The following is a 12,244-nucleotide window of genomic DNA, read 5'->3' on the forward strand; positions in this document are numbered from 1 at the left end:
GACAAGGTGGATAGGGCAGAGGTGGAAGTGCAGCAATGTACGGAGCTGACTGCTACTAATAGGTCGAGGGCTTGACCAGAATGGTCTGAAGGTTCAAGATAAGAGGCTTTGAAAAGAGCTGAACGGATGGTAATGATTTTTACAGTGTGTAGTTTTGAAGGTACATGTCAATTGTATATAATCCTCGATAGCTCAATGGTAGAGCATTCGGCTGTTAACCGAAGGGTTGTTGGTTCGAGCCCAACTCGGGGAGTTTATGAAAACCGTAAATATTATTATTTACGGTTTTTTCTGTACATTGTAGAAATATGCAATGGAACCTTCACCAATTTTGACATTAATTTAGACAGAGGAAGGCAAGAAGGCACCCAAAGTGCGAATAACGGCTTACTAAGGGCGATGTGTTATTACAGGGCGTAACGCTTATTAGCTGCCGAATACGCGTCTGGTACTGCCTCTTGGTTGTTCTTTGGGAAGTAACATGCAGTACGGCTGTATGGGACATTTACAGGCTCAGGGAATCACTTATATGGAAAGAATCTGGCAAAGAAAGTCCTACATAGGAAACAAAAAAGGAAGGCTAACTCATTCATGAGCAGCCTTCCTTTCACATATAACGGATCTTATAATCTGCAAACGTATAATCTGAATAATAAATTAGGAATTCGTCTTTTACGATTTAGCCGTTCATCTTATTCGTAAATGATCTGTCTGCCATTCTGCGCTATACCGATAAACGTCTTACCTGTGTTCAGGACAATTTCATTTCCATTATCATCGTAATATTTGGTAGGTTCATTATCGGATGATTTTTTCCAGGTGATGTGAATGCCTTTTCCTTTTGTAAAGTAATATCCATCGCTGGTGGTGTCTTTTACATTGAATCTCAAATACTTATTATCCTGGCGGTAATCCCAATAAGTGCTCTGTACAATTACATTATCGAAGGAGAGCTGTTTGTCGGTGAGCTTATCGATCTGAGGCTGACCATACAGGGATTTGTAGTAAACACCCTCCTCTTCGTTGTATTCCAGTGATGTCTTGGTGGTAGTGAAAATCTTGGAAAAATCAATCTTCTTCGCATCAAAGACACCGGGCGCATCTTCCAGGGTATTGGGCTCGGAGACGGTGGCGAAGGTAAAGTGATCAGGATGATAATATTTTTCCCTGTGTTCAGTCTCATAACCCAGGGCGGATATGGCAGCTGTAAGTTTTTCACCGTTGGTGTAGCCGTTATGAATCGTGGGATTCTTTGGATCGGAACGGTAGAAGGCCTCGCTGCCCAGAGCCGGTGAGCTGTTACCGGGTACCCCGACAGAGGCTGCGCTTAAATTATCCACATCGGAACGGTCAACCATTTCTCTGAGATAAAACGGTCCGCCCCAGTGGATGTAGAAAGCATCCCATTCCTGAGACCAATAGACATAATAATCACGGCCGCTTCGTATATTTCCGATCTGTTTCAGATCCTGCCACTGTTCGATTACACCCATCTGACGGGACATTTCGCCCTCTTCCATACATTCATACAGGACTCCGGCGGAACCAATACCATACTGTGGCTGGGAACCTTTGTCTGTAGGAAACATAACGGCTATGGGCCGGGCAGAAGCAGTTTCCGGGGATATCCATTCGTTGGTCATGACACTGCGCACCATACCTTCTTCCGGAGGTTCGTCAGATTTGACCTGCTCAGTATCTTGCGTGTCGTTCTCTTCCGGTGCAGGAGCCGTGCTTTCCACAGGCGCCGGTGTTTCTTTGCTTTCAGCATCTTTTTCTTTGTCCTTACCGCATCCGGTCAGCGCCAGGGTGACAGTCAGGGACACCAGTAGAAGAATACTATATTTCTTCATCTTTTTACCCTCTCTTTTTAAAATTTCAGTTTTCTATTTGTCCGGCCGAAAAAGATATCGTTCGGAAAATGAACAGAAAACATATATATCTTTTATCTTAACACACTGGTACTGGTGAATACAATGACAAATTGTGATGAAAAAATTTAAAAACCCCCTTGCCAAATTAAAAAAGATATGCTATTATAGTCAAGCGTCAGGTTAGCAGCCAGACAGAAAACTGATAAAAAGACAATGCGAATCTCTCCTTGAGTCTGGTACAGGTACCAACTCAGGAATTAGATCTGGCTCCATGGTCAAGCGGTTAAGACACCGCCCTTTCACGGCGGTAACAGGGGTTCAAATCCCCTTGGAGTCATTTTGAGGTTACGCCGATGTGGCTCAATTGGCAGAGCAGCTGATTTGTAATCAGCAGGTTATCGGTTCGAGTCCGATCATCGGCTTTTGCTTGCGGACCTTTAGCTCAGTTGGTTAGAGCAACCGGCTCATAACCGGTCGGTCCTGGGTTCGAGTCCCCGAAGGTCCATTTTTAACAAAAAGATTTTGGCCCAATGGCTCAGTTGGTTAGAGCGCCGCCCTGTCACGGCGGAGGTCGCGGGTTCGAGTCCCGCTTGGGTCGTTTCTATTCGAATATTCGTGTGTGGGATCTTAGCTCAGCTGGGAGAGCATCTGCCTTACAAGCAGAGGGTCACAGGTTCGAGCCCTGTAGGTCCCATTCGGGGTTTATACTCTGAATGCCGGCGTGGCGGAACTGGCAGACGCACAGGACTTAAAATCCTGCGGGACTAATCTCCCGTACCGGTTCGATTCCGGTCGCCGGCAGTAACGAAAAGCTTCAAGTGTTGATACTACAGCATTTGGAGCTTTTCCTTTTTATTCAGCAGGGATATCCCGTTTAATGGACAGAGCGGTTACGGGAGCGCGTTACCAGAGGACTGCATCGAATTGATATTATGTTACATATTTGCTATAATTATATCAGTTTGTAATTACACAGGATAATACTGTATTTCCCGAACACAGGGAGCTGTGAAATCGGAGGACATTTATGAAAAATCCAGATAATATTATGGAAGGATTTCAACTGGACTCGAAACTGTTTTATGAGGCAATCATCAACAGCACCGACGACTACATTTATATTATTAATATGAAGACGGATGTGGCGCTGGTCACCCCAAACATGCAGCGGGACTTCGAACTGCCGGGGAGGGTAGTGAACGGTTTGGTAGACGTGTGGGCAAAGCTGATTCATGAGAGGGATAAAGAGCGCTATTTTAATTCCATTGACCTTATGCTGCGAGGAGAGACCAACGAGCACAATGTAGAATACCAGGTGAAGAACCGGAAGGGTGAGTACATATGGATTCTGTGCCGGGGAATCCTGCAGCGGGATGAGAATGGGGAACCTTTGATGTTCGCAGGCGTGGTCAGTGAGCTGGGAAAGCAGGGCAAGATTGATTATATCAGCGGGCTGTTCACACACAGGGAATGTGAGAAGAAGATCGGCGGATTATTTGAAAAAGGTCTGGCGGATTCCTGCGGTATTATGCTGTTGGGACTGGACGATTTCATACGGATCAACGATCTGAACAGCCATGCCTTCGGGGACGCGGTTCTGCGGCAGTTTGCCCAGGGGGTTCAGCAGCTTCTGCCGACGGAGGCCAGCATATACCGGTTTGACGGGGATGAATTCGCGATTGTATATCCAGACGCCGCCTCAGAAAAACTGGAATCCCTCTATGACAAAATATATGCGTACTGCAATCATCCGCAGCGGTTGGATGAAGTTACGTATTTTTGTACAGTGTCGGCAGGTGCCGCATTATTGGGGAGGGACAGCGATAATTACCCGGGGATTATCCGATGTGCATCCAGTGCATTGGAAGCTTCCAAAAAACGGGGAAAGAATGTTCTGACACTGTATTCGCCGGAATTGATGCAGGGGAAGATCCGGGCACTGGAAATGACCAATCAGCTGCAGCTCAGTGTGATGGAAGGAATGAAAAACTTCCGTTTGGTTTACCAGCCCTTTGTGTATAGCGACAGTCTGAAGATCGCGGGAGCGGAAGCCTTATTGCGCTGGTCCTGTGAACCTTTTGGCGAGGTGTCTCCTATGGAATTCATTCCGCTACTGGAATCCAGCGGCTTGATATTGCCTGTGGGTAAGTGGGTATTGGATCAGGCTGCCATGACCTGCAGGGCGTGGAGTGAGGTACAGGATGATTTTGTTATGAATATCAATGTTTCCTATTTACAGATGCTGGATGAGGAGTTTATTCCCACGGTGGAACAGACCCTGTGCAAGTATGAGGTTGATCCGAAACATATTGTGTTAGAGCTGACGGAAAGCTATTTCGTCACTAATATGGGGGCGCTAAGAGAGACGTTCCGCAGACTCAGGGATTCCAATATAAAAATCGCCATGGATGATTTTGGCACCGGCTATTCCTCGCTGGGAATGCTGGCACAGTCACCGGCGGATATTGTGAAAATAGACCGGTTGTTTATTACGGATATTGCAGAGATGAAGAATGCGTTTAACCGCAATTTTATCGGTTCCGTGATCAAACTCTGCCACAGTGTGGGAATCGCTGTGTGTGTAGAAGGCGTGGAGCGGACCGAGGAACTGGATGCGGTCTGTAATATGGAGGCGGACTGCATCCAGGGATTTTACATTTCCAGACCGATATCGGAAGAGACATTTCGGGATAAATATCTGACGGAACATGGAACAGTCTGTACACAGACACCCGTGTGATCCCAGATAAGCAAGGGTAAAAGGAAAAACATTCATGGTGATGGAACTTTGGAAGGCGATAACAGAAAATGCGGATGTCCGGCAGAATCTCAGCAAACTCCGTATGGAAATAAAGCAGCAACAGGGAAAAGAAGAGCTGCGGCAGGGTATCAAAGGGAACGAAGAAAGACTGGCGGAGCTTCTCCGGCATGAGGATGCCAAAACGAGAAAAAATGCGGCATTGCTGATGGGGGAACTGGGGGATGATCTTTACCTGGACGCGCTGTATGAGGCTTATGAGGCTGAGCCGCAGCGTTTTGTGAAAAGTTCCTATCTGACTGCGATGAAAAATATGGATTGTAAAAGGTACAGGGATCAGCTGAATAAGCGCCTGGATCTTTTACTTACAGAGGAAATGAACCCGGAAAATCAAAAACATCTGACGGAGGAAATCCGCTGTCTGTCGGATCTGCTGGTTGGCCTCCAAGGCGTAATACAGCATTCGTTCAGGGGAATGGAAGAAACCTACGATATTATTCTGCTGACGAACCGGGATCATCAGGACGTAACACTGCAGGCACTGGAGAAATACGAGCCCCGGGCGCAGGCCAAGATATTTGGGGCCGGAATTACAGCGCGGGTTAAGAATCTGAACTGGGTTAATAAAATCCGTACCTACCAGGAGCTGCTGTTTGTGGTGAATGGATTGCGCACCTGCCCGGCTGGTGCGGAGGATGCGGCCCAAGCGGTTGTACAATCAGGGGTTTTTGATTTCCTTTACAAGGCTCATCGAGGACAGCCTCCTTATTATTTCCGGATCGAAGTAAAGAGTAAGAGGGAGCCAGGGGCCAGAGGGGTGTTTGCCAAACGTCTGGCCGCACGGATAGAACAGTTGTCTGAGCGCAGGCTGATCAATTCCGTATCCAGTTATGAATTTGAGATCAGATTGATCGAGAACCGGGCGGGAGCTTTTAACGTGCTGGTGAAATTATTTACCATCCGGGATGAACGCTTCTCTTACCGGAAGGAAGTCACAGCGGCCAGCATAAAGCCGGTGAACGCCGCGCTTACCGCGTCGCTTGCCATGGATTATCTGAAGGAAGACGCAGCTGTGCTGGATCCCTTCTGCGGCGTGGGAACCATGCTGATCGAGCGGTACAAGGCTCTTAAGGCCAACACTTCTTATGGGATCGACTACCTGGCGGAAGCGGTCCAAAAAGCCCGTCTGAACACAGAGGCAGCCGGACAGATCATTCATTATGTTCACAGAGATTTTTTTGATTTTCAGCATGAGTATCTTTTTGATGAGATCTTTACCGATATGCCGTTTCGCTCCGGTCAGAAGCCGGAGGAAGAGATCCATGAGCTGTACCGGAAGTTTTTCCCGGCTGCGGGGAAGGTTCTGAAAGAAGACGGGACCATGGTGCTATACACCCATAACCGGGATGACGTCAGAAAATATTCCGCGGCAGGTGGTTTTCGGCTGAAGGAAGAATTCGTCATATCAAAAAAAGAGGGAACCTACGTGATGATCCTTCGGAAGGGACAGTTAAAGGGGAGATGATATATGAGCATTACGATCAGAGATCTGCTCCATCTGCCGTCCTTAAGTTCGGCCAGGGTTGTGGCCGGCCACAGCGGTCTTGATAAAATCGTAGCGACCATATCCGTGCTGGAATATGCAGAGCCTACGGCCTTTCAGGACGAGTTGTTTCAGAATAATGAATTTTATGGCAGTGAGATCGTCATCACAGGCCTGATCACGATAAAGGATGATGTGGGCGCCCAGTGCCGGTGTATCCGGCGGCTGCACGAGGCAGGAGAAGTCGGCTTGATCCTGTATTACGTGGGGATCTTTCTGCCGCGCATAAGTCCGGAGCTCATAAGCCTGGCGGATGAACTGGGCTTTACGCTGATCTGTATGCCGGAGAACCGTATGGATCTGCGCTACAGCGAGGTGATCTATGAAGTGACGGAGGCGATCGTGAAGGACCGGATGGGGGATGCCTATCTGGTGGGAGAGATGCTGGAGAGGATCGCATTTTTGCCGGACATACAGAGAAATATGGATTCGGTGCTGCGGATGTTAAGTGACCGGCTGACCAGCTCCCTGTTTTTGACTGACGCACAGTTCCATGCGGTTAATATAGAGACGTGGCCGAGAAATGGAAACATTGGGTTTGAGGAGATCGCGGAGTATTTTGAACGGCAGACGGAACGGCTGCCGGCGGGGCCGCAGATGATCACGGTCCATCGGCGGGATTTTTGTATTTTCCACAGCTGTTTAAAAGACATGAACCAGTCAAAACTTCATCTCATCCTGCTGAAAGAGAAGGCAGCGCTGCCCGAGGCGCTGTGCAGGCAGGCGCTGGAGGTGGTTCGGCTGTTTATCAGCATCTGGAGCCAGGGACACGGGAATGTGGGGCGGGAAGAGCTGGTGCGGGCGATTCTGAAAGATGAGCCGGTTAAAATGAGACGGCTGGCAGAGATTCTGCACGTGGATGTGGAAGCGATTCATCACATGATTTTGATCCGGCTTCCGGAAGGGGAAGACGGTGAGTCGCAAAAATCGGTACGGTATCTTCTGGAGCAATGTGCCCGTTTTCTGAAGGAATCCTATGAAACCAGTCTGTCGGCAGTATATGAACATAATCTGGTCTTGTTTACAGGAAATGAAAGGATCAGAGGCGGATGGATGAACATTCTACGCCTGCTGTTAGAAGAGCTGAAGGAGCAGGTCCCGCAGGCCGCCCTGGCGGCAATCCGGGGGCTGGAAAATACGGCGGAAGTCCGGAAAGCCTTTTTAGACTGCATAGAATATATGGATACAGCCAGAATGATATTTCCAGGCAGAGAGATCATCACGCTGCAGGAAATCCGGTTTGCGCGCAGGTGCCGGGAGATACTGGACACAGGGGAAGCCGCGGTGGAACAACAGCTGGCGATCTTCCGGGGCTTGGACAGACAAAAGGACAAAGAGCTGTACCAGACATTGGAAGTTTATCTGCTGGATGCGGATCAGAGCGTGACGGTCACAGCCGAGCTGCTCTATGTCCACAAGAACACCATCAAATACCGGATCGGCAGACTCAGCGAGATCCTGCAGTGCCGGGTCAGCGAATTGCCGGGAGCCTTTGACCTGTACCAGGCGGCTGCGGTAAAAAGGCTGTTGGAGGGGAACGTATCTTTGTCCGAAAGGACAAAAACCGAACGGTAAATTTTTGCCGGGAGCCTAATTACAAATCCGATTCAATAAATTTATAATAGAACGTATAAGCCGGCGGCGGTTTGCCGCCGGTATTCTATTTCACAGGACGAAGCACCTGCCTGTGAAAATCTAAAGAGTGCCAAAGGAGGGTATCAATTGAGAAAAATAGGATTACAAGAAATAGAGGATATCGCTCTGGGAGCCGCGCTGTTAGGCGCCGGCGGAGGAGGAGATCCCTATATCGGAAAATTGGTGGCCATGGGGGCTGTGAAGGAATGCGGTCCGGTGGATCTGCTGGACCCGGAGGAAGTACCGGACGACGCGCTGATCGTCCCGATCGCCATGATGGGAGCGCCGACGATTCTGGGAGAGAAGGGAATAGGCGGGGAGGAATACAAAACCCTGACCGATATGGTATCCCAGTTTTTTGGACGGGAAATCTATGCGTTTATGCCCATCGAGGCAGGCGGAGTAAACAGTATGCTGCCAATCGCCGCGGCCGCCAGGATGGGGCTGCCGATGGTGGACGCAGACGGAATGGGCCGGGCTTTCCCGGAACTGCAGATGGTGACGTTCACGATCGGCGGGATGAAGGCGACGCCAATGGCGCTGACCGATGAAAAAGGCAACTGCGCCATCTTCCGGACCATAACCAACCAGTGGACGGAGGAGCTGGCCAGGGCGGTGACCATGAGCTGCGGCGGTTCCGTCTCAGTGGCGCTGTACTGCATGGATGGGAAGAATCTGAAAGCCTACGCGGTAAAAAATATAGTAACCAGAAGCCAGAAATTAGGAGAAGCCATACGGAAAGTAAAAGAGATCCCCACTGGCACTCCGGAGGAGAATTTCCTGGCGTACTCCGAAGGATTCCGTCTCTTCCGGGGAAAGATCAGTGATGTGCTCCGGGAGACCAGGGAAGGCTTTAACTTCGGAAAGGTCATTCTGGACGGGATCGGCGAATACAAAGGCCGCCGGGCGGCGGTGGAGTTCCAGAACGAAAACCTGACGGCGGAAGTGGACGGTGAAATCCTGGCAACGGTGCCGGATCTGATCTGTCTGGTGGATGCGGAGACTTTTTATCCGGTAACGACAGATGCGTTAAAATACGGAAAACGGGTTCTGCTGATCGGGCTGAAGTGTTTTGAAATGTGGCGTTCCGAGGAAGGACTTAAGCTGGTGGGGCCGCGGTATTTCGGCTGTGACACGGATTACATACCGGTAGAAGAGAGGGTGAAAGGGGGACGCACAGATGTATAGGCTGGGTATTGACGTAGGAGGAACGAATACGGATGCTGTCCTGATCGATGAGCAGCTCCAGGTGACGGCGGAGGTAAAATATCCGACCTCAGCGGATATTTACGATGGAATCGTGGGCGCGCTGCGGGAGGTCCTGCGGGTATCCGGCGTGGACAAATCGGAGATATCGATGGCAATGCTGGGAACCACACAGTGCACCAATGCGATCGTTGAGCGCAAGCATCTGGCTCCCATCGGAATCCTGCGGATCGGGGCGCCGGCTACCAGAGGAATCCGTCCAATGGTGGACTGGGCGGAAGATATCTGCCGGATCGCAGCAGGCTCTGCCATCGTAGGCGGAGGTTTTGAATATGACGGCAAAGAGCTGGCCCCTTTTGACCGGGAGGCAGCCCGCGCTTTCTTTGAGGAAATGAAGGGACAGGTGGAAGCCATCGCCATCTCCTGTGTATTTTCCACGGTCCGGGACGACCATGAGAAAGAAGCGGCGAAGCTTTGCAGAGAGATCATGGGAGAAAATATCCCCATCTCCATATCCAGTGAGATCGGTTCAATGGGCTTAATCGAGCGGGAGAACGCGACCATATTAAACGCCGCCCTGTGCCAGGTAGCCAAGCGGTTCACAGAAGGATTCGCCAGAAGCCTTCAGGAAGAGGGGGTAAATAACGCCAGAATCTATCTGTCCCAGAACGACGGAACCCTGATGACCATGGAATACGCCCGCAGATACCCGATCCTGACCATCGCCTGCGGGCCGACGAATTCCATCTGCGGTGCCGGTTATCTGAGCAGCCGCAAAGACGCCGTAGTGATCGACGTAGGAGGCACCACAACGGACCTGGGTGTCATCCAGAACGGCTTCCCCAGGGAATCCGGGGTCGCCGTCACCATCGGCGGCGTACGCACCAACTTCCGCATGCCGGATGTGATCTCCATCGGCCTGGGCGGGGGTTCCATCGTCCGGCAGCTGCCGGACGGAAGTGTCACCGTAGGGCCGGACAGTGTCGGCTATGAGATCACGACAAAAGCATTAGTATTCGGCGGAGACACCATGACAGCCACCGATGCAGCGGTACGTCTGGGCATGGCAGATATCGGGGATAAGTCTCTGGCGGCTAACATGGAAGAAGAGACAGCCAAAAAAGCCATGGAAGCCATCCGGGCATTCATCGAAGACGGAATCGACGCCATGAAAACCTCGAATCAGGCGGTAGATGTCATCCTGACCGGCGGTGGTTCAATCATCGTCCCGGAAGATCTGAAAGGGGCCGCCGCAGTGACCAAGCCGGAACACTACGGCACAGCCAACGCCATAGGCTCCGCCATATCCAAAGTAAGCGGAACCCTGGAACAGCTGATCAATTACGACGAAGTCCCCCGCGAAGAAGCCCTGGAGCAAGCCCGCATAGAAGCCACGGAGCTGGCCATATCAGCAGGCGCCCTCCGCGATACCGTAGAGATTATCGACATAGAAGACGTGCCCCTGGCCTATTACCCCGGCAACACCAACAGGGTAAAAATAAAAGCCGCCGGTAAACTGGCATAACCATGTCAAGCTGCCAGCCAACCTTCTCAGCCGGTATACAAAGTACATGCTCTATAAAAATATCGCGTATATAAATGAATTACCAAAAGCTCCCAATACGCCCTATCCCATGCATCTTTGCCATCACCAAAGCAGGAGCGGGCTGGGCCGGGGGCGGAAGCCGGGCGGGGGAGCAAATGTCACGGGCGCCAAATCGCTTGAGGCCGGATCTTAGAACGAGTTACGCAGAAGAGGGCAAAACCCCGCAGAACCCGGGGCACTGTTTGAGCCGGTTTCCGGCGAGTTTGCCCCGGGTTCTGCTAATAGGGGGTTTGGCCCTCTTCGGAGTTACTCGTTCTTAGATCCGGCCGAAGCGATTTGTCGCCCGTGACATTTGCTCCCCCGCCCGGCTTCCGCTCCCGGCCCAGCCCGCTCCGGCCCTTAAGCAGATAAAGATCTACGCCCTATTCAGCATCCCCTGGCTGCGAAGGCATCCTCAGCGTCCTGGCGTTCACTCCGTTCACCTCGATATGGTCATCCACCGCGATGACCAGGCACTGCCGCCCGTCGATCACCCGGGTTTCGATCAGGTCTGTGCGCTCCGGATTCACATTGATTACCACATCCGGGGTCTGGATATTGAATTTACGGACGTTGGCGATGTTCGAGGCCAGCAGCGCCGTTTTTTCACCGGCCACGGTGTCGTAGTCCGTCTCAAAGGTTTCCAGCTTCTCTTCCGGCACACCGCTTTGTTCCAGCAGATGCTTGACATCTGTTTTCGTCAGGGAAAGAGGTTCCGGGGCTTCCTTGAATTCTTCGATCATCTCATTCAAATTCTCATGAATGGTGCGGATTACCTCATAATCACATTCCTCGCCCAGGGTATCGGTAATGATGGCGTTGAACGTCTCCTTCTGGCCCTCCGCAGTCAGAGGCAGGGAACACCCCAGCATCTGGCCGATAAAATCGGGCTGAAGCTCCTCTGCATTTTTGGAATAGTACAGAACACTGTGAAGATCTGTGCTTCGGTCGTTGAAAACAGGGAACAGGAACCCTTTTACCGGATGTTCCACGATCCAGTCCCGGATCCGGTCCTCGATACTGTTCTTTTCGGCGTTATAGCAGAGACCGGGCTTTGATAAATTCACCGGGCAGATACTGCACAGCAGATATTCAAAGACTTCGTCGGAGGCGTCGAACATCTCCGAGCCGTCGGTGGATTTCCCGGGAATATCGTAGGCCGCATGGATCAGCAGAATCAGATAGTTTTCCCCGTAGAAATAGTTTTCAATGACTTTGTCGTAGAATTCTTCCAGAAGCATATCGTCCTGAAGCTTGCTGTCCCGCAGTTTTAGCAGGAATTCCTGTGTGCCTCCCGGCATTTCCTGTTCCAGGGGAAAATCCATATTGATGAGATTTTTTCCGATGGTACCGGACAGGGTTTGTTTGAAAATATCAAAGTATTTGAACATTTCCTCTTCCGGCAGGGAGAGAAAAGCTTCTTTTAATTCCAGTTTTTTTTCTTTTTCCGCGTCCACGTAACAGCCGCAGATCCGGGAAATGGTGCAGTTCTGCGGAGTGTACTGCTTGCGGATTTCCAGTACTTCTTTCTTAATCATAATAGGTACAGCCTTCTTTCTGTTGACATCTGTATGCAAGACATA

The 12,244-nt window shown here is 50.7% G+C and carries 7 protein-coding genes and 7 tRNA genes; 12 read left to right on the plus strand and 2 right to left on the minus strand.

Annotation, left to right across the window (positions count from 1 at the left end):
• The first annotated feature begins 181 nt into the window (after positions 1-181).
• Positions 182-253 (plus strand) — tRNA-Asn (locus tag ABC831_RS22645).
• A 439-nt stretch (positions 254-692) separates the two neighbouring features.
• On the opposite strand, the gene ABC831_RS22650 is transcribed toward ABC831_RS22645, so the two are convergent.
• Positions 693-1,853 (minus strand): DUF3048 domain-containing protein, encoded by a 1,161-nt coding sequence (locus ABC831_RS22650; RefSeq protein ID WP_343250347.1) that lies wholly within the window; start codon positions 1,851-1,853, stop codon positions 693-695.
• A 286-nt stretch (positions 1,854-2,139) separates the two neighbouring features.
• Between ABC831_RS22650 and ABC831_RS22655 the strand changes: the two genes are divergently transcribed.
• The 11 genes from ABC831_RS22655 (at position 2,140) to ABC831_RS22705 (ending at position 10,601) form a co-directional block, all read left to right on the plus strand.
• Positions 2,140-2,211: transfer RNA gene (locus ABC831_RS22655), tRNA-Glu, on the plus strand.
• A gap of 12 nt (positions 2,212-2,223) precedes the next feature.
• Positions 2,224-2,296, plus strand: a tRNA-Thr gene (locus ABC831_RS22660).
• A 9-nt stretch (positions 2,297-2,305) separates the two neighbouring features.
• A tRNA-Ile gene (locus ABC831_RS22665) sits at positions 2,306-2,379 on the plus strand.
• Between the two features lie 19 nt (positions 2,380-2,398).
• A tRNA-Asp gene (locus tag ABC831_RS22670) sits at positions 2,399-2,472 on the plus strand.
• Positions 2,473-2,495: 23 nt separating this feature from the next.
• Positions 2,496-2,568 (plus strand) — tRNA-Val (locus tag ABC831_RS22675).
• A gap of 21 nt (positions 2,569-2,589) precedes the next feature.
• Positions 2,590-2,675, plus strand: a tRNA-Leu gene (locus tag ABC831_RS22680).
• Between the two features lie 226 nt (positions 2,676-2,901).
• Complete coding sequence (locus tag ABC831_RS22685) at positions 2,902-4,614, plus strand: bifunctional diguanylate cyclase/phosphodiesterase (protein ID WP_343250348.1); 1,713 nt, start codon at positions 2,902-2,904, stop codon at positions 4,612-4,614.
• A 34-nt stretch (positions 4,615-4,648) separates the two neighbouring features.
• Positions 4,649-6,157, plus strand: coding sequence for a methyltransferase (locus ABC831_RS22690; RefSeq protein ID WP_343250349.1), 1,509 nt, complete (start codon positions 4,649-4,651; stop codon positions 6,155-6,157).
• Positions 6,158-6,160: 3 nt separating this feature from the next.
• Positions 6,161-7,810 carry a PucR family transcriptional regulator gene (locus tag ABC831_RS22695; protein ID WP_343250350.1) on the plus strand — a complete coding sequence of 550 codons (1,650 nt, stop codon included), beginning with the start codon at positions 6,161-6,163 and terminating at the stop codon, positions 7,808-7,810.
• 147 nt (positions 7,811-7,957) lie between these two features.
• A complete protein-coding gene (locus ABC831_RS22700; RefSeq protein ID WP_343250351.1) occupies positions 7,958-9,058 on the plus strand; it encodes an S-methyl thiohydantoin desulfurase family protein in 1,101 nt (366 codons plus the stop codon).
• Positions 9,051-10,601 (plus strand): hydantoinase/oxoprolinase N-terminal domain-containing protein, encoded by a 1,551-nt coding sequence (locus tag ABC831_RS22705; protein ID WP_343250352.1) that lies wholly within the window; start codon positions 9,051-9,053, stop codon positions 10,599-10,601. Before ABC831_RS22700 ends, ABC831_RS22705 begins: the two co-directional genes overlap by 8 nt.
• A 443-nt stretch (positions 10,602-11,044) precedes the next feature.
• Here the strand turns inward: ABC831_RS22705 and ABC831_RS22710 are convergent, their stop codons facing one another.
• On the minus strand, positions 11,045-12,199 hold the full coding sequence (locus ABC831_RS22710) for a DUF4317 domain-containing protein (RefSeq protein ID WP_343250353.1): 1,155 nt from the start codon (positions 12,197-12,199) through the stop codon (positions 11,045-11,047).
• Positions 12,200-12,244 lie beyond the last annotated feature (45 nt).

This window comes from Diplocloster hominis (genome assembly GCF_032380655.1).
Taxonomy (GTDB): Bacteria; Bacillota; Clostridia; order Lachnospirales; family Lachnospiraceae; genus Diplocloster; species Diplocloster hominis.